The 17,249-nt window shown below is 62.9% G+C and carries 18 protein-coding genes and 1 pseudogene; 9 read left to right on the forward strand and 10 right to left on the reverse strand.

Annotation, left to right across the window (positions count from 1 at the left end):
- Window positions 1–391: 391 nt before the first annotated feature.
- Window positions 392–943 carry a DUF4142 domain-containing protein gene (locus tag NKJ88_RS00005; protein ID WP_023672417.1) on the reverse strand — a complete coding sequence of 184 codons (552 nt, stop codon included), beginning with the start codon at window positions 941–943 and terminating at the stop codon, window positions 392–394.
- A gap of 329 nt (window positions 944–1,272) precedes the next feature.
- Here NKJ88_RS00005 and NKJ88_RS00010 point away from each other — a divergent pair, with 329 nt between their 5' ends.
- Window positions 1,273–1,611, forward strand: coding sequence for a hypothetical protein (locus NKJ88_RS00010; protein ID WP_023672415.1), 339 nt, complete (start codon window positions 1,273–1,275; stop codon window positions 1,609–1,611).
- 287 nt (window positions 1,612–1,898) lie between these two features.
- Here the strand turns inward: NKJ88_RS00010 and NKJ88_RS00015 are convergent, their stop codons facing one another.
- Both NKJ88_RS00015 and NKJ88_RS00020 read right to left on the reverse strand, forming a co-directional pair.
- The gene (locus NKJ88_RS00015; protein WP_023705860.1) at window positions 1,899–2,387 is read right to left on the reverse strand and encodes a GNAT family N-acetyltransferase; all 489 of its coding nucleotides are present in this window, start codon (window positions 2,385–2,387) and stop codon (window positions 1,899–1,901) included.
- 5 nt (window positions 2,388–2,392) lie between these two features.
- Window positions 2,393–3,322 carry a lytic transglycosylase domain-containing protein gene (locus NKJ88_RS00020; RefSeq protein ID WP_023748191.1) on the reverse strand — a complete coding sequence of 310 codons (930 nt, stop codon included), beginning with the start codon at window positions 3,320–3,322 and terminating at the stop codon, window positions 2,393–2,395.
- 177 nt (window positions 3,323–3,499) lie between these two features.
- Here NKJ88_RS00020 and NKJ88_RS00025 point away from each other — a divergent pair, with 177 nt between their 5' ends.
- Window positions 3,500–4,081: a methylated-DNA--[protein]-cysteine S-methyltransferase gene (locus tag NKJ88_RS00025; protein WP_023828092.1), complete on the forward strand. Its 582-nt coding sequence runs from the start codon at window positions 3,500–3,502 to the stop codon at window positions 4,079–4,081.
- A 163-nt stretch (window positions 4,082–4,244) separates the two neighbouring features.
- Here NKJ88_RS00025 and NKJ88_RS00030 read toward each other — a convergent pair whose 3' ends face one another.
- The gene (locus NKJ88_RS00030; protein WP_023748190.1) at window positions 4,245–4,571 is read right to left on the reverse strand and encodes a hypothetical protein; all 327 of its coding nucleotides are present in this window, start codon (window positions 4,569–4,571) and stop codon (window positions 4,245–4,247) included.
- A 298-nt stretch (window positions 4,572–4,869) separates the two neighbouring features.
- Here NKJ88_RS00030 and NKJ88_RS00035 point away from each other — a divergent pair, with 298 nt between their 5' ends.
- Together NKJ88_RS00035 and NKJ88_RS00040 are read left to right on the forward strand one after the other, a co-directional pair.
- Entirely contained in the window at window positions 4,870–5,082 is a 213-nt protein-coding gene (locus tag NKJ88_RS00035) for a cold-shock protein (protein WP_015316174.1), read from the forward strand.
- Window positions 5,083–5,315: 233 nt separating this feature from the next.
- Window positions 5,316–5,516, forward strand: a complete 201-nt coding sequence (locus NKJ88_RS00040) for a hypothetical protein (RefSeq protein WP_023748189.1) — start codon at window positions 5,316–5,318, stop codon at window positions 5,514–5,516.
- 101 nt (window positions 5,517–5,617) lie between these two features.
- Here NKJ88_RS00040 and NKJ88_RS00045 read toward each other — a convergent pair whose 3' ends face one another.
- The gene (locus NKJ88_RS00045; protein ID WP_023671962.1) at window positions 5,618–6,478 is read right to left on the reverse strand and encodes an EAL domain-containing protein; all 861 of its coding nucleotides are present in this window, start codon (window positions 6,476–6,478) and stop codon (window positions 5,618–5,620) included.
- Entirely contained in the window at window positions 6,475–7,374 is a 900-nt protein-coding gene (locus NKJ88_RS00050; RefSeq protein ID WP_352443333.1) for an EAL domain-containing protein, read from the reverse strand. Before NKJ88_RS00050 ends, NKJ88_RS00045 begins: the two co-directional genes overlap by 4 nt.
- A gap of 274 nt (window positions 7,375–7,648) precedes the next feature.
- On the opposite strand from NKJ88_RS00050, the gene NKJ88_RS00055 reads away from it, so the two are divergent.
- On the forward strand, window positions 7,649–8,851 hold the full coding sequence (locus NKJ88_RS00055; protein ID WP_023671964.1) for a pyridoxal phosphate-dependent aminotransferase: 1,203 nt from the start codon (window positions 7,649–7,651) through the stop codon (window positions 8,849–8,851).
- A 60-nt stretch (window positions 8,852–8,911) separates the two neighbouring features.
- Here the strand turns inward: NKJ88_RS00055 and NKJ88_RS00060 are convergent, their stop codons facing one another.
- Both NKJ88_RS00060 and NKJ88_RS00065 read right to left on the reverse strand, forming a co-directional pair.
- Window positions 8,912–9,307, reverse strand: coding sequence for a (R)-mandelonitrile lyase (locus NKJ88_RS00060; protein WP_023833500.1), 396 nt, complete (start codon window positions 9,305–9,307; stop codon window positions 8,912–8,914).
- A 48-nt stretch (window positions 9,308–9,355) separates the two neighbouring features.
- Complete coding sequence (locus tag NKJ88_RS00065) at window positions 9,356–9,907, reverse strand: methyltransferase family protein (RefSeq protein ID WP_023833501.1); 552 nt, start codon at window positions 9,905–9,907, stop codon at window positions 9,356–9,358.
- 147 nt (window positions 9,908–10,054) lie between these two features.
- Here NKJ88_RS00065 and NKJ88_RS00070 point away from each other — a divergent pair, with 147 nt between their 5' ends.
- The 3 genes and pseudogenes from NKJ88_RS00070 (at window position 10,055) to NKJ88_RS00080 (ending at window position 14,435) form a co-directional block, all read left to right on the forward strand.
- Window positions 10,055–10,912: an alpha/beta fold hydrolase gene (locus NKJ88_RS00070; RefSeq protein ID WP_352443334.1), complete on the forward strand. Its 858-nt coding sequence runs from the start codon at window positions 10,055–10,057 to the stop codon at window positions 10,910–10,912.
- A 249-nt stretch (window positions 10,913–11,161) separates the two neighbouring features.
- The gene (locus NKJ88_RS00075) at window positions 11,162–13,213 is read left to right on the forward strand and encodes an elongation factor G (protein WP_023823437.1); all 2,052 of its coding nucleotides are present in this window, start codon (window positions 11,162–11,164) and stop codon (window positions 13,211–13,213) included.
- Window positions 13,214–13,938: 725 nt separating this feature from the next.
- Window positions 13,939–14,435 (forward strand): annotated as a pseudogene (locus NKJ88_RS00080) (methyltransferase family protein).
- 22 nt (window positions 14,436–14,457) lie between these two features.
- On the opposite strand, the gene NKJ88_RS00085 reads toward NKJ88_RS00080, so the two are convergent.
- Together NKJ88_RS00085 and trxB are read right to left on the reverse strand one after the other, a co-directional pair.
- Window positions 14,458–15,354: a LysR family transcriptional regulator gene (locus NKJ88_RS00085; protein WP_023823435.1), complete on the reverse strand. Its 897-nt coding sequence runs from the start codon at window positions 15,352–15,354 to the stop codon at window positions 14,458–14,460.
- A gap of 80 nt (window positions 15,355–15,434) precedes the next feature.
- Window positions 15,435–16,409 carry a thioredoxin-disulfide reductase gene (gene trxB / locus NKJ88_RS00090; protein ID WP_023823434.1) on the reverse strand — a complete coding sequence of 325 codons (975 nt, stop codon included), beginning with the start codon at window positions 16,407–16,409 and terminating at the stop codon, window positions 15,435–15,437.
- A 255-nt stretch (window positions 16,410–16,664) separates the two neighbouring features.
- Here trxB and NKJ88_RS00095 point away from each other — a divergent pair, with 255 nt between their 5' ends.
- Entirely contained in the window at window positions 16,665–17,141 is a 477-nt protein-coding gene (locus tag NKJ88_RS00095; RefSeq protein WP_023689719.1) for an Lrp/AsnC family transcriptional regulator, read from the forward strand.
- The last annotated feature ends 108 nt before the right edge of the window (window positions 17,142–17,249 follow it).

Below are 17,249 nucleotides of genomic sequence, written 5' to 3' on the forward strand. Positions count from 1 at the left end.
TGGTGGCGTTCCTTCGCGGGAATCAGGTGACGTGAACAATCACCAGCCTGCCATGACCGCCCCCTCTCAGCGAATTTGCAGAACTCTCAGCACACTACCTTGAATTGGTGGCGGCAGTGTATGTCACTGCCGGCGCAGCCACAGAGCCACTTTGCCGCAATGCCTTGCCAACGGCAGGCATCGGCCGTCGCACTCTACGGCGCCCCCCTCTGTCCTGCCGGACATCTCCCCCACAAGAAGGGAGATTGGCTGTCGCCTCAGCCTTCGCCAATTTTCACCGTCGCAAGAAAAGCACGGCGCCGACGCTGCTGATCTCCCCACTCGTGGGGGAGATGTCCGGCAGGACAGAGGGGGGCGCCGTAGAATGCTATTGCTGGCCAGTCACCCGTCCTCAACCCTGATGCGCGGCCGCGAGTTCCTTCACGTGCTTCTCGTGCATCTGCAGCGTCGGCAGCGTCTTCTTGGCGAATTCCTTCATCGCCGGGTCGTCGCCCGAGTTGGCATAGCTGCTGAACAGGGCTACGGCCTCCTTGTGCGCGTCCGTCTGCATCTGGATGTACTTGGCGTCAAAATCCTTGCCGCTTGCGCTCTTCAACTCGTCGAGCATTGCCTGCTCCTTCGGCTGCAGGGCCGGCCCCGCGGCTTTGGTCGAACCGGTGGTCTGGCCCTGGCTCAGCGCCGCCTTGAACTCCTTGCCGGCTTTGGTGTGGTCCTTGACCATCTGCTTGGCGAATTTCCTGACGTCAGCCGCCTTGGATTTTTCCTCGGCGAGCTTGCTCGACTGGATTTCGAATTCGTTGGAGCTAGGCACCGTCTTGACGAAGGTTGGGGTATCGACCTTGCTGGCGGCCATGGCAGGCGCGACCGCAGTCGAGTTGGCCGCAAAGGCGGCAGGGGCACCGGCGAACAAGGCGACGGCGGCAATGGTGAGAAGCGTTTTCATCTGAGTTCTCCGATTTGAAAATTTCCCTCGGCTAATCAAACGCGGCATTGGCGGCAGGGTTGCGTCCGGAGAACTATTCGTCAGCGACCATCTGCCGAAGAGCCGTCCCGAGCCCCTGGCGGACAAACCTCAGGACAGCACGCCTCGCCATATTGCAGCTGTTCGGTCCAGTTCGGCCGACCTCAGGCGTGACATCCATAAGGTTCCACAGGATCTCGCACGCGCCGATGGCGCGCGGATCCTGGTCCTGATGGACGGCGCGGCATTGGGAACCGGTTGCTTTTCCCGCATTGGGTCCGCAGGCTAGGCTTCCGGAGCTGGGGAGACACATGCAAGAGGATGAAGAGATCGATCTGCGCTGCCCGCAAGTGGTGGCCGACAATGCCGCCAAGGGGTTGAGGCTGCGCAAGCAGTTCGGCCGTGGCGGCACCGAGATCGGCGTCGCGCGGGCGACGGAACTCAAGAACCGCGAAAAGCTGGCGCCATCCACCATCCGCCGCATGGTCAGCTACTTCGCCCGCCACGAGGTCGACAAGCGCGGCAAGAATTACGGCAATGAAGACAATCCTTCGGCCGGCCATATCGCCTGGCTGTTGTGGGGCGGCGACGAGGGCCGCGCCTGGGCGATTGAGCTCAAAAAGAAGATCGGCAATGCGCCCGATATCTGAGGGCGACCGTAAAACGACTGGCGGGCCCCAAACCCCCGCCTGGGACCCGCCAAGGAGCGGCTGAACACATGCCGGTGCAGCCCCTCCACATCTGCCAGTCGTCGATCCGCCATCGGTCGAAAGGCATGGATGGTGAGGTAGCATCCGGTTGCGGCGGCCAATGTGAAGCAGTTCACAATCCGGAGGTTTTCAACAGCGCTCGAGCAATTCCAGGAAAGGTGGGAACCGGTTTTCCCGGGAAAAGCGCGTAGCGTTTTCCCCAGGGAATTGCGGCAAGAAAAAAGCCCTTACCCTTCCCAGGCGACAGGCATCATTCCCAGCCGCTCGTAGAGCCGGAGCGCGGCGGCGTTCTCGACCGTGTTGGTCTTGAGGTCGACATGGGCCGCGCCTCGATCGCGAAAGGCGTTGAAGGCCTGCCACATCAGCGCTTCGCCAATTCCTTTGCCGCGCGCTCCGGGATGGACCGCGAGGTCCTTGACGAAGGCCCTCGTCCAGCACAGCGCTGCCGCCGCCAGCCGTCCCTTGGCGTCGATGACCAGGAAACACAGCGCCGGGTCGAATTCGGCATCGCTGGATATGCGCGGCCACCATTCGTCGAACGGGCCGTCGGTGCCGTCGTCGAACACCTCGGTCAAAAGCGCGTGCAGGGGCTGCGCGTCACCATGTTCGAAGCAGCGCATGGCAAAGCCGTCCGGCCAGTGCGGCGCAACGAGCGTCTCGTCGAGGATCTTGCGCAGCCGGATGTCGTTTGGAGCCGGCGGGCGCGGTTCAGGCATCGCGCTCAGGCGTCGGGCTGCAGCCGGCGGCGCTTGCGGTCGACACCGAGGCCGGTGGCCTCGAGCAGGCCTTTGCGCTTGGCGTCGAAATAATAGCCGGTCTGGTAGAGCCAATCGGCCTTCTTGGCGTTGCCACCCGCCACCAGCCAGGCGCCACGCAGATATTTGACCGCGTATTTCAGATTGGTTTCGGCGTCGAACAAGCCCTTGGCCGGCCCGTCATAGCCCATGCCGCGCGCCGTCGCGTGCTTGATCTGCATCAGGCCCCAATGGCCGTTATTGTAAGCCTTCGGATTGTAGGTGCTTTCGCGGTTGACGACGTGGCGCACCAGATCGACCGGCACCTCGTAGAGAGCGGCGTATTTCTGGATCAGCCGGTCGACGTCGCCGCGCATGCCGGTCGCATGCTCTTCTTCCGGGAGACCGAGCGGCGCGGCGGGGAACAGGCCCAAGGAAGCCGGGTTCTGCGGCACGACATAGGCTACCTGCTGCACGCCGGGCATGGCGTTCTGGCCGCCCTTGGCGGTCGCCGGCATGACAAGGCTGGCGGTCGTATATTGCGCCGCGACCGGCTGTCCGGCGTTGGCGGGCGCAGGCGCCTGCCAAGCATTGGCGGCCATCACCGCAGGCACGGCCGGGGCCGTGGGCGTCGCGCCGGCAAAGGCCGCGGTCGCGGCAACCGGCTGCGCAGCGGCATCGAGCGCTGGCGTGGCCGGCGCCGCTTCGGCCGCCTGGACGGGTGTTATGCCCGAGGATTGCGGCAGCACCGAAACCGTATCGGGCAGCGGCACGGTAAAGCCGGCATCGCTGCCGGCAGCGGTCGCGGTTTCGGTCAGCGCAGGCGTGGCCTTCATCTGCGAGGTCGATTGGCAGCCGCTGAGGGCAGCTGCGCCGACGATCACAGAGATCGCGAAAAGGTTGAATTTTGCTGGCAAGCCGCGCGGGTCCGATTTGTCGGTTGTTAAGAAGTCCTTACACCAGCGATTCCTGGTGGGCAATCGGGACCATCTGGTGGTTTTCGGGTGGCGAGAGCCGGGATCAGATGCCATATTGTTCTGCATATGTACCGGTTGGCATCCCGGTTTTCGCCGCTTTGCGGAAAGGAGCGCATCATGGAAACGGCATCTTCGATCACAGCCGGCCACGCAGTGTTAGAAACAGTGATCGGCTTCATGGGCATCGCCTGGAGCGAAAAGGGCCTGATCCGGCTCTGCCTGCCCGAAAGGAGCCGCGAAGCGGTGGAGCGCCGGCTGATGCGGCATGCCGGTGTTGCCGCCAATACCACTGCGAACATTGGGCAGCCGCAATGGGTGGTCGAGCTGATCGCCTCGATCAAGGCGTATGCGTCAGGCGAGGACGTCGATTTCTCCGGCGTGCCGGTCGATCTCGACGGCGTCGACGACTTCCGTCTCGCCATCTACGAGGCGGCGCGGAAACTGCATTATGGCGAAACCACCACCTATGGCGAACTGGCCAAGCGCGCTGGCCAAGCCGGCCTGCCGCGCGAAACCGGGGCAGCGCTGGGCGCCAACCCGGTGCCGCTGGTCATCCCCTGCCATCGGATTCTAGCCGCGGGCGGCAAGATCGGCGGCTTCTCGGCGCCCGGCGGCTCGGCCACCAAGGAAAAGATGCTGGCCATGGAAGGCGTGCGCGTCGGCCCGCCGCCGGCGGCGCAGGTCTCGTTCGGGTTCTAAGAGCTTGAATGGTATGCCGGCTGGGTATGTTGAGATTCAGGTCAGGCCGCACCGAGAACTATGGTCTTCGAGAACCGGAGCGGAGCGTACTTAATGTACGTGGGCGCCGGAAGCGCAGAAGACCATCGTTCGCAGGCCGGCCTCACCCGAATATCAATATGCCCTAATGACGGCGCAGGAAGCGGCGGTGAAAATGGTCGTTCTCGATCCGCTTGCAGAGATAGACCGGGCAGGATTCGGTATCGGCGCTCGGTACATAGGCGCGCTTCCTGACCTCGCCGACATTGCAGAATTGCTGGCTCTGCACATAGCGGTCGAAGAGCGGCAGCCCCGGCACGCGCCTGGACTGATAGCGCAGGATGACCGCGCCCTGGCGGGCGATCGTGCCTTGCACCGTGTCGCAGCTCATACGAGTGGGGTCGTAGCGCGAAATTGCCTGCGCCTCGGCGGCCGCCAGCGTCAGGCAGGCGGCAAGCAGAATGGTTTTCACAACCGTTTTCATGACAGTCTCCCAAAACCGGACTAACGCCGTCGGGCGTCCCGGTCTTCCCGATTGCTCGACGCTTTCATGCGATTGGGGCGGCCTTTGGGCGGCGCCACCGCAACGCCATTTTTCGAGCCATCTTGTTTTTGGTGCGAAACCCGCCTATATCAGCTCCATTGATATTTCGGCCGATCGATCCGGGCCTCGCGATCTTCGCGTTTGCTGACGTCTATCTCCAAAATCTCGATACAAACCGGCTGAACCTCGGTTCGGTCAAACCAAAGCAAATGCGAGGACTATTCATATGGCAACTGGTACGGTCAAGTGGTTCAATGCCACCAAGGGCTTCGGCTTCATTCAGCCTGATTCGGGCGGTGCGGACGTTTTCGTTCACATCTCCGCTGTCGAGCGCGCTGGACTGTCGACCCTGGTCGAAGGCCAGAAAATCAACTTCGAGATCGAGCAGGACCGCCGCACAGGCAAGTCGTCCGCTGGTTCTCTGAGCAAGGCAGCCTGATTTTGCGATAGCGCGCGCCGGACGAGAGTTCGGGGCGCGCGGCAAGTCACGGATGTACTGACGGTCGCGCGAGAAGCGCGCTGGAGCGGAAAGACCCGACAAGCTGGATCAGCAGATAGCTGCCGGCCCGGACTTAAAGCTCCGATCAGGCTACCGAAAATGGGAAGGCGGGATTTATCCCGCCTTTTTGTTTGTCTGGAATTGGACGATGGCCATGCTATTAGTTTCGCCCCATGACCAAGCTCGAACAGATTGAAAGATCCATCGCAGCCCTGAACACCACAGAACTAAAGGCCTTTGCCAAATGGTTCGCAGCGTATCAGGCAGAGGTGTGGGATATGCAGATCGAGGCGGACGCCAAGGCTGGCCGGCTGGATAAGTTTGCCGAGCAGGCTTTGGCTGAACTTCACGCGGGCCGAGTTCGCCCTCTTTGAATGCGCGCTACGGCCGAAGGCCGCAAGCCCAACCGGGCATCGCGCCCGTTGGCGTCCCGTCCGGAACGAGCCGCGAAGCGGCGGCAAGCGTGAGGACAAAATCAGCGCCGCAGATGCAGCGGCACCACCTTGTTGTCGGCGCCAAGCAGCGCCTCGATCGACAGCGGCTCCCGGTTGAAGATCGTGCCGGCCAGCGCCGGGCGGCCGAGATGGAACCCCTGTAGCAGGTCGACGCCGCCATCCAGCGCGACGCGCAGATGCACGGATTGCTCGATGCCTTCCACCAGCACCTTGGCGCCGCGATCGTGCAGCGACGAGACGAGCGGCCGGAAGAAGCGCTCGGCGGCAGCGTGGCGGCAGAATTCGGCGAACCAGCCGCCGTCGATCTTCACAATATCCGGTTGAAGCAGGCTCATCCGCTCCGCGGTCGAGTGGCCGGTGCCGAAATCGTCGATGGCGATGCGGATGCCGTGGCGCCGCATCTCGCGCACCAGCGGGGCCAGCACATTATCGTCGGCCGCCTGTTCGGTGATCTCGCAGACCAGCATGGCGGCATGCAGGTCGAGATCGCCGAGATGCCGCGTCATCAGCCGGATCTCGGCCAGCGCCCGCCCGAGATGATCGTTGATCATCGGGTTGTAATTGAAGAACAGGCCGAGCCCGTCGACGCCGATGTTGCGGAAGTTTTTCAGATGCAGCATCCGGCACATCGTCTCGACAAACAGGCGGTCGCCCGGCGCAACACTGTCGAAGAACATGGCGGGTGCAACCGGCATGGAAGCGCGCTGCGGTTCGATCAGCGCCTCGACTGCAACCGCGGCCAACGCGCCGCCGCGTGGCGCAAAGATCGGCTGGTAGGCGCTCTTCAGCCGGAACGTGCCGTAGACGCCGTATTCGATGCCGACCTCGTCGGCAAAGATCGCTTCGCCGATATCGCGACGCCTCTCGCGCTGCCCGGTCATGGCCCGGTCCTGCGCCCGAACACCCTGCCCGGCCGCGCCGGAGGCGCTGCAGTCGGGCCGGCAGGCGTCTTGCCAGGCTCGGCCGCCGCGACAGACGGCTGCCCATCCCTGCCGAAAGCGCGAAAGCTGGTCGGCGCCAGTTCCGGCTTCGCCAGCACGAAGCCCTGCACCATCGATGCGCCGGATTTCTCGGCCAATTCAAGCTGCCAGCCTTCCTCGATGCCTTCGAACACGGTGCGGATGCCCTGTAGTTCGAAGTTCGTCACCATGGCAGTCAGCAGGGCAAAGCCGGCGCCGGATTCCATGAGCTGCGTGATCCAGTGCGCATCGAATTTGACGATGTCGGGCTTGAGCTCCTTGATGCGGTTGATGTCGGATTCATCGGCGCCGTAATCGTCGACGGCAATGCGAAAGCCATTGGCCCGCAGCGCCTCGACAAAGCTGTAGAGCGTTTCCTGCGACGCCGACTTCTGCTCGGTCACCTCGCACACGATGCGGCGCGGATCGATCCCGGCTTCGTGCAGCACCAGCCGCATGTCGCGCAGCGCGTTATCGGCGATGGAGCGCTCGGTAAACACCGACGGATCGAAATTGACGAAGATCGAAGCTTCTTGCGGCAGGCAGGCGCCGGCGTTGAGCAAATGCAGCGTGCGCGTCAGCGCCTCGATGTGCAGGCGGTCGCCGGCCGGACAGGTGCGGAAGAAGTTCATTGGCGATTGCGGCTCGCCGTCACGAAACGGCCGGATCAGCCCCTCGAACGCTGCGATCGAGAGCTTGCTCTCCTTGAAGGCGAAGATCGGCTGAAAGGCGCTCTGCAGCGTGTAGGGACCCCAGACACCTGAAACGGTGCCGTCATCGTGACGGATGATGTGGGCAAGCCCGGTGCTGCGCGACAAGGGTCCCTCGCTCCGCGAGACAGGCGAAATGGCTGGCGATCCTGCCGTCAAAGGTTTTAGCGGCCGTTGATGAATTTAGTCTTGCTGGGGATAGGCGTCGATTGCAGAGCCCGCAACGCAGAGTGAAACCGTCATGCACGCGCTCCAAAAAGGCATCTTCACAGGTCCTTGAGCCCTGGCTCATCCGACAATGCTTGCACTTGCCGGGTCGATGCGACATGAGAAGCGCCGCAGCTGTTTGCGGTTGCGCCGACCCCTCTGGAGATATCTGGTCATGGCCTTTCTTGCCGACGCCCTTGCCCGCGTAAAGCCTTCCGCCACCATCGCGGTGACGCAGAAAGCCCGCGAGCTGAAAAATGCCGGCCGCGACATTATCGGCCTCGGCGCTGGCGAACCGGATTTCGACACGCCCGACAACATCAAGAATGCGGCGATCGAGGCGATCCGCCGCGGCGAGACCAAATACCCGCCGGTTTCGGGCATCGCGCCGCTGCGCGAGGCGATCGCGAAAAAATTCAAGCGCGAGAACAATCTCGACTACAAGCCCGAGCAGACCATTGTCGGCACCGGCGGCAAGCAGATCCTGTTCAACGCCTTCATGGCGACGCTGAACCCAGGCGATGAGGTCATCATCCCCCGCCCCTATTGGGTGAGCTATCCCGAAATGGTGGCGATCTGCGGCGGCACCTCGGTGTTCGCCGACACCTCGATCGACAATGGTTTCAAGCTCACTCCCGCCGCGCTGGAAAAGGCGATCACGCCGAAGACAAAATGGCTGCTGATGAACTCGCCGTCGAACCCGTCCGGCGCCGCATACACGGAAGCCGAGCTGCGCGCGCTGGCCGACGTGCTCTTGAAGCATCCGCATGTCTGGACACTGACCGACGACATGTACGAACACCTGACCTATGGCGACTTCGTCTTCAGGACGATCGCCGAGGTCGAGCCGAAACTCTACGAGCGCACGCTGACCATGAACGGCGTCTCGAAAGCCTACGCCATGACCGGCTGGCGCATCGGCTATGCCGCGGGTCCCGTCCAGCTGATCAAGGCGATGGACATGATCCAGGGCCAGCAGACCTCGGGCGCCTGCACCATCGCGCAATGGGCCTCGGTCGAGGCGCTCAACGGCCCGCAGGATTTCGTCGCCAGGAACAAGGCGATCTTTCAGGGCCGTCGCGACCTCGTCGTGTCGATGCTCAACCAGGCGCGCGGCATAACCTGCCCGTCGCCGGAAGGCGCCTTCTATGTCTACCCGTCCTGCGCCCAGCTGATTGGCAAGAAGACCAAAGCCGGCAAGATAATCGACACCGACGAGACTTTCTGCTCCGAATTGCTCGAAGGCGAGGGTGTCGCAGTGGTGTTCGGCTCGGCCTTCGGCCTCGGCCCCAACTTCCGCATCTCCTACGCCACGTCGGAGACGCTGCTGGAGGAAGCCTGCGCCCGCATCCAGCGGTTCACGGCATCGCTGACCTGAACTGGCGGCACCGAGACGTGAAACCCGGCTTCGAGCCGGGTTTTTTGTCAGGAGCAGACCTCAGCCGCCACACTGCTCGCTGGTGACCGCTTCCATCCAATCGGCATGGACGCCGTCCAGCGCTTCCTGCATGGCGACGTGGGTCATTGTCGTCTTTGGACCCGCGCCGTGCCAGTGCTTCTCGCCGGGCTCGAACGAGATCACGTCGCCCGCCTTGATCTGCTGGATCGGCCCGCCCCATGTCTGCGCAAGGCCGGCCCCCGCAGTGACATAAAGCGTCTGGCCGAGCGGATGCGTGTGCCAGTGGGTACGCGCACCGGGCTCGAAGCTGACCAGCGTGGCTCTGAGCCGGGCCGGCGCTTCCTTCTCGATGATGGGCGTCTGCAGCACGCGGCCGGTGAAATACTGGTCCGGCGCGATGATGGTCGGCACGCTGCCGCAGGCAATGATCTTCATCTCTGGTGATCCCTAAGTTTGGCAGAACCTACCCTGCCCCGGTGCCGGCTACCACCCCAGCCGGGGCCAGAACAGGCCGGCACGTACGCGATAGTCCGCGTAGGCTCCGGCCAGCGGCGTGCGCGAAAATTTCTTCTCTTCGTCCAGCGCCGCAAACACATAGAGGATAGCGATTCCGGCGATCGGCACCACCGCCCAGATCGACCAGGTCGCGATCCCCCACCCGATCCAGAAGACGATGTAGGACGTATAGAAGGGGTGGCGGACATGGCCGTAGGGGCCGTCGGTCAGCAGGCTGTGTGGATCGTCGGGTGCGAAGGCGAAGCGCAATCGCGCCTTGCGCGACGTGACAATCGCCCACCAGAACAGGGCAGAGCTCGCCAGTTCGACGGCAAGTCCGGTGAGCTTTGCCGAACCCGGCTGCGATTGGATCCAAAGGATGGCGAGAAGGAACAGCGCCGTGGCGATGACCGCCGCCGAAATCACCATGGCGCCTGGAGACATCGCCTGCGATTGGAAATGCGCCCGCATCGACCAGACATATTGGCCAAGCGTCGCGATGCTGCAGATCGAGACAAGAAGATCAAGGACTGGTTCCATTGTCGGGATTCCGCGCGTGATTGCCATGGAGCCAGCGATCGTGCCGGCTATCTCTTTAGAAATCCTTTCTTAACCACATGTTTAAAGAACATATAGAGCCAGCGATGCGATGTTGGCGGTCAGGCAAATCTCAAGGTCTAATCCAGCATGAGCATCACTCACCGCACCATCCGCACGCCGCAGGCCGACTTGCGCCTCAGCCAGTCGTCTGGGTCCGGCATGCCCATCGTCATGATCCATGGGTCGGGCAGTTCGCGCGCCGTGTTTGCCCGTCAGTTCGATAGCCCGCTTGCCGACGGCCATCGGCTGATCGCCTTCGACCTTCCCGGCCACGGCGAGTCCTCCGATGCCCGCGACCCGGCGACCGCCTATACGATTACCGGCCTTGCCCAGACCACAGCCCGGCTTCTCGACGCTTTGGGCATCGGCCACGCCATCATCTTCGGCTGGTCGCTCGGCGGCCATGTGGCGGTCGAACTGGCCAGCTTCCACCATGCGGTGAACGGCCTGGTGCTGACCGGAGCGCCGCCGGTGTCGAGGGGGCCGTTCGGTATGCTGCGCGGCTTTCACGCAAACTGGGACATGCTGCTGGCCTCCAAGAAGGTCTACTCCGAACGCGACATCGAGCGCTTCGAGGCGCTTTGCTTCGGCGACACCGCCAGTCCGTCTTTCCGCGAAGCCATCAGGCGCACCGACGGCCGGCTTCGCGCCGGCGTGGCGCGCAGCATGTTTGCCGGCAAGGGCGCCGACCAGAAACAGGTGGTCGAGCACGCCCCGTTCCCGGTTGCGGTGATCAATGGGGAGCATGATCCGCTGGTGCGGCTGAGTTACTTCGAGACGGTGGCCTATGGCTCGCTGTGGGAACAATGCCATGTCATATCAGGCGCCGGCCATGCACCGTTCTGGGAACGCCCAGACCTGTTCAACCCGCTGCTGTCGCGCTACGCCGAGACGGTGGTGAAGCACAGTGCAGCCACGCCGGCGCGCCGCACCCAGGCCAGCTGAAATCTTCTGACGGTTTCTGAGCCGGGCTCTCGCCCTCTCCGCCTGATGGCGGCTGAGGTGTAATTTCTATTTTCCTTGCCCTGCCGGCTAACCCGTGGGACGATGGGTTGGGCAGGTGGCTAAATGAAAACAACCCCGCCCGCGACGGTCGAACAGGCCGGCCGCCGCTCACGACAGGGTGCGATCGGCGCAAAACGTTTCCACTTTTGCTGATCGCTTCCAAGGGCAACGCCTGAGTGGAGGTCAGCCATGGGTACTCGCGCCGGAGGACGACGCACGGGACCGAAATGCATTGCCATAGTCGGTCCCTTTGCAAGCGGTAAGACGACACTTCTCGAAGCCATCCTCGCCCGTACGGGCGCCATCCCCCGCCAAAATCCCGTTTCATCGGGAAGCACCGTTTCCGATCATTCGCCCGAGGCGCGGGCGCACGCCATGAGCGTCGAGGCGACCTTTGCCACCACCGAATTCATGGGCGAGCAGATCACCTTCGTCGACTGTCCCGGATCGATCGAATTCTCCTTCGAGGCCGAGCCGGTGCTGGCAGCCTGCGATCTCGCGGTGGTCGTCGCCGAGGCCGACGAGAAGAAGATCCCAGCCTTGCAGCTCATCATTCGCAAGCTCGACGATCTCGGCGTGCCGCGCATCCTGTTCCTCAACAAGGTCGACAAGGCAATCGCCGGCGTACGCGATACGCTGAAGATGCTGCAGCCGACGAGCGCGGCGCCGCTGTTGCTGCGCCAGATTCCGCTGCGCAAGGACAATGTGGTGATCGGTTCGATCGACCTGGCGCTGGAGCGCGCCTACATCTACCGCGAATATGCCGAAAGCCAGGTTGCCGAAATTCCAACTGACGACAAGGCGCGCGAACTGGAGGCTCGCTTCTCCATGCTGGAGACGCTTGCCGACCATGACGACCAGTTGATGGAGCAGTTGCTGGAGGAGATCGAGCCGCCGAAAGACGCGGTTTTCGACGATCTGTCCGCCGACCTGCGCGCCGGCGCCATAACGCCGGTGCTGATCGGCACCGCCGAAAAAGGCAACGGCGTGCTGCGCCTTTTGAAGGCGATCCGCCATGACGCACCGGATGTCGAGGCAACGCGCAAACGGCTCGGCGTCCCCGACGGCAATCACACCGTGGTCCAGGTGATGAAGACCATCCACACCGCGCATGGCGGCAAGCTGTCCGTGTCGCGCGTACTCTCCGGCCAAATCGCCGATGCCGCCGAACTCTATTTGTCGAATGGCGAGACGGCGAAGGTCTCCGGCATCTACAAGATGCTCGGAAAGGACCAGTCCAAGCTCACCGCTGCCAAGGCCGGCGACACGGTGGCGTTGGGCAAGCTGGACGAGGTCAAGACCGGCCAGACGTTGAGCTCCACGAAGGGCGGTATCAAGCCGCTGGTCACGCTGACGCCGCCGCAGCCGGTCTTTGCCTTTGCCCTGCGGCCGAAGGAGCGCAAGGACGAGGTCAAGATGTCGGCGGCCATCCAGCGCCTGGCCGAGGAAGATCCCTCGCTCACCTTGCGCCACAACCAGGACTCGGCCGAGACCGTGCTGTCCGGCCATGGCGAGATGCATCTGCGGGTCGTGCGCGAGCGGCTGGAAGGCAAGAATCAGATTCCGGTCGAAGGCCATGCGCCTGCCGTCCCCTATCGCGAGACGATCCGAAAGACGGTGCAGCAGCGCGGCCGCCACAAGAAGCAGTCCGGCGGTCATGGCCAGTTCGGCGATGTGGTGATCGAGATCAAGCCGCTGCCGCGCGGCTCCGGCTTTCAGTTCTCGGACACCATCACCGGTGGCGTCGTGCCCAAGACCTACATCCAGTCGGTCGAAACCGGCGTGCGCGATTATCTGAAATCCGGCCCGCTCGGCTTCCCTGTGGTCGATGTCGCCGTCAACCTCTCCGACGGCTCCTACCACGCCGTCGATTCCTCCGACATGGCTTTCCAGATGGCGGCCAAGCTGGCCATGAAGGAAGGCATGGCGGCCTGCTCGCCGGTGCTGCTCGAGCCGGTCATGAAGGTCGAGATCGTCACGCCGTCCGAAGCCACTTCGAAGATCATCGCGCTGATCCCGCAACGGCGCGGCCAGATCCTTGGCTACGACGCGCGGCCTGACTGGCCGGGATGGGATGTCGTGGAGGCGACCATGCCGCAGGCCGAGATCGGCGACCTGATCATCGAACTGCGCTCGGCGACCTCCGGCGTCGCCAGCTATCGTTGCGCCTTCGATCACATGGCCGAGCTGACCGGACGGTTGGCCGACGAGGCGATGAACGCCAACGGCAAGGCTGCCTGACAGGCCAAAGGATGATCCGCACAAAAAACGGCGCCCGGATGACCCGGACGCCGCTCTTATTGCGGACCGTCTTCTTGGGAGGAAAACGGCAGGTCCGCCGCACGTATCCGCCGCGCCATACGGCACTGGCAGACGAATAGGTTCGGACGCGGTAGCCGCCTGAGCCCGGATCTTCCGAGTGATGCCCCCATCTCCCGGTCGAACCACACCGCGTCCTATGATCTGCTTAAACGATGAATGGCGCTTGCGGCATGTTACCTGAGGTTACATGTCACTGTTACGCGGCGATTTTGCTCGATTTTTCGCTGGCTACGGCAGGCCCGGAAACAAAAAAGCCGGATCAATGAAGATCCGGCTGAGTTTGATTGGAAGTGCCTGTTAAGGCTAACCTCCAGAGGGGAACACTCGAGGGCGCTAATGGGAGGAGAACGCGCCCAGGAGATGATCTATATATGTGCTGTTCATGCCCAAGAAACAAGCATCTATTTTGCAACACACGCATGCAAAAAGGTACAGGCTGTGGTCTAACCCATGTCTAGGGGCCATAGGACCACGAAAAGTTGCCAAATGAATGGCGCGACCGTGCTGTTGCCTTCGCAGAACCGCAAGTCGGGCTGATTCTCGCGCTCGCGGGCAAAAAGCCGAATGACGTTGAATCGGGCAGCAGGCGTTTATTTTTGCGGCAGCGGGATGGGAAGGGTCGGCCGGAAGAAGGGAGACCTGACATGCGGACACCCCAGGCGATCGCCGGCAGCGCGGTCTTCTTCATCGCCGCACCTTGTGTCGTCGCCGGGCTGGTGCCCTGGCTGCTGACGGACCGCTACCGTCTGCCGCTGTCGACGGTGCCCGGCTTCGTGCCGGCTGGCTCCCTCCTGATCGTCGCGGCCATCGCCCTGCTCGTCCATTCCTTTGCCCGCTTCGCGCTCGAAGGCCTGGGCACGCCGGCGCCTGTAGCACCCACCGAGAGACTGGTGATCGGCGGCGTCTACCGCCATGTCCGCAACCCGATGTATGTCGCCGTGCTGTCGATCATCCTCGGCCAGGCGTTGCTGTTTTCAAGCTGGAGCCTCGCTACCTATGCCGCCATCGGCGCGATCGTCATGGGCTCTTTCGTCAGGTTCTATGAGGAGCCGACTCTCGCCCGCCGCTACGGTGGCGAATACGAGACCTACGCCGCAATGTTCCCGGCTGGCTGCCACGGCTGACGCCTTGGCGGGGGTGACCAGCACCTCCCAAGGGCATGTTTAAAATGACCAGCTGCGCGCTTTGGCGATGATGAAGTCGCGGAAGACGTGCAGCTTGGCCTGGTTCTTCATTGCATCGGGATAGGCGAAATAGGTGTCGAAGGACGGCACCTCGGTCTCCGGCAGCAGTTGCACCAGATCCGACTCCTTGGAGATCACATAGTCGGGCAGCATGGCGATGCCGGCGCCGCCCTGAACGGCGCGCTTGATCGACAAGATGTCGTTGATCTGCAGCGTCGGCACCCTTTGCCCGCCTTCGAAATCGCCGATCGTTTCCAGCCAGTTCAGCTCCGACAGATGCGACGGCACCGGCACGCCGAAGGTGACGATGCGATGGTTCTTCAGGTCGGCGACCGAGGACGGCTTGCCGTGCTTGCCGACATAGGCCGGCGAGGCATAGAGGTGGAAATGCACGGTGAACAGGCGGCGCTGGATCAGGTCGGGCTGCTGCGGCTGACGCAGTCGGATCGCGCAGTCGGCCTGGCGCATGGTGAGGTCGAGTTCCTCATTGGCGAGGATCAGCTGCAGGCTGATTTCGGGATAGAGCTCGATGAATTCCTGCACCCGCTCGGTCAGCCAGCCGGCGCCGAGCCCGACCGTGGTCGTTACCCTCAGCACGCCTGAGGGACGGTCCTTGGCCTCGGTCAGCTTCGACTTGATGGTCTCCAGCTTCATCAGCACGTCATGCGCCGTGCGGAACAGCATTTCGCCCTGCTCGGTCAGCACCAGGCCGCGGGCATGGCGATTGAACAGCGGCACCCCGACGTCATGCTCGAGCGCGCTGACCTGGCGTGAAATCGCCGATTGCGACAGGTGCAAAGTCTCGGCGGCATGGGTAAACGACCCAGCCTCCGCCGCTGCGTGAAACACGCGAAGCTTGTCCCAGTCCAACGCCATTGAATTCCCCTCGTTCTGTTCTTGGCGTCTGAATGAAAAATCAGGCTTTTGAACGGCTTGCGACGCCGTCTTGATAGATTTTATTCCGCCGCTTCGCGGTGCACCTCGATGCCGGCCAGGTATTTTTCCGCCTCGAGCGCGGCCATGCAGCCGAGCCCGGCGGCGGTCACCGCCTGACGGTAGATGTCGTCGGTTACGTCACCGGCGGCGAACACGCCGGGCACATCGGTGCGGGTCGAATTCGGCGCCGTCCACAAATAGCCGTTCGGCTTCTGCTTCAGCTTGCCGACAAACAATTCCACCGCCGGCGCATGGCCGATCGCCACGAACACGCCGTCCACCTGGAGATGGGTGACCTCGCCGGTCACCGCATTTCTGAGCTTCAGCCCTTCGACCGAAGGCGGCAGCGGCGTCTTGCCAGGCCGGCCGGTGATCTCGTCGACGATCGTGTCCCAGATGACTCGGACATTGTCCTTTTTCAGCAGCCGCTCACGCAGGATGCGCTCGGCGCGGAAATCGTTGCGCCGGTGGATGACGGTCACGCTCTTCGCCAGATTGGAGAGATAGAGCGCCTCCTCCACCGCCGAATTGCCGCCGCCGATGACAGCGACATCCTTGCCGCGATAGAAAAAACCATCGCAGGTGGCGCAGGCCGACACGCCGAAGCCCATGAAGGTCTGTTCGGTGGGGATGCCCAGCCATTTCGCCTGTGCGCCGGTGGCAATGATCAGCGCGTCGGTCGTGTAGGTGGTGCCGGAATCGCCCGTGGCGCGGAACGGCCGCACATTGAGGTCAACCTCGGTGATGATGTCGTTGATGATATCGGTGCCGACATGCTCGGCCTGCTTCAGCATCTGCTCCATCAGCCACGGGCCCTGGATCGGATCGGCGAAGCCTGGATAGTTTTCGACATCGGTGGTGATCATCAGCTGCCCGCCCTGCTGCAAGCCTGCTACGAGCATCGGCTTGAGCATGGCGCGCGCGGCGTAGACTGCGGCGGTATAGCCGGCCGGGCCGGAACCGATGATAAGGACAGGCGCGTGCTTGGTGGTCATCTAAAGCCTCTGCGGGGCAGACAATCGAGTGTGCCTTGGAAAACGACGTGAAATGTTGCTGGTAATGTAAGGGTTGCCAACCACACCAGCAAGACAATCAGGCCGTCGTCCCCGGAAAGCTTCGGCCTACGGGCTTATTCGCGCAATGGCCGCTTTCGTACGGTTGCGAAATCGCCCGACCAAGGGCTGGCATCGCCACAAAAGTCGTTTAAGGACGAGATCGCGAAAGATTCTTGCGCTTAAGCTGAGACAGCCATGCCCCTGAAAGCCGACCTCGACGCCATCGACTGGAAGATTCTGCGCGAGCTTCAGGCCGATGGGCGCATGACCAATGTCGAACTGTCGAGCCGCGTCGGCATTTCCGCGCCGCCCTGCCTGCGCCGCGTCCGGCGGCTGGAGGAAACCGGCATCATCAGAGGCTATCGCGCTTTGCTCAACGCGCCGGCGCTCGGCATGGACGTCGTCGCCTTCTGCCTGATCGGCCTGCATCACCAGGCCGATGCGGAGCTCAAAGCTTTCGCCGAGCGCACTCGCGGCTGGCCGATCGTGCGCGACGCCTGGATGGTCTCGGGCGAATCCGACTTCCTGCTGCATTGCGTGGCGAGCGATCTCGGCACGTTCCAGACCTTCGTCATTGAAGAACTGGCCTCGGCCCCCAATGTCGACACGGTGCGCACCGCGCTGACCATCCGCCGCGTCAAGGACGAAGGGCTGGTGGCGTTCAGCGCCTGATAAGCGAGATTAACTTCGAAAAAGCATGTGCGACGCCGACCAAGACATACCCCAACAGACACACTGCTACCTCTCCGACAACTGGCAAAAGAATGAAGCCGTCCCCAG

It is taken from the genome of Mesorhizobium sp. M0016 (genome assembly GCF_040324035.1).
GTDB lineage: Bacteria > Pseudomonadota > Alphaproteobacteria > Rhizobiales > Rhizobiaceae > Mesorhizobium.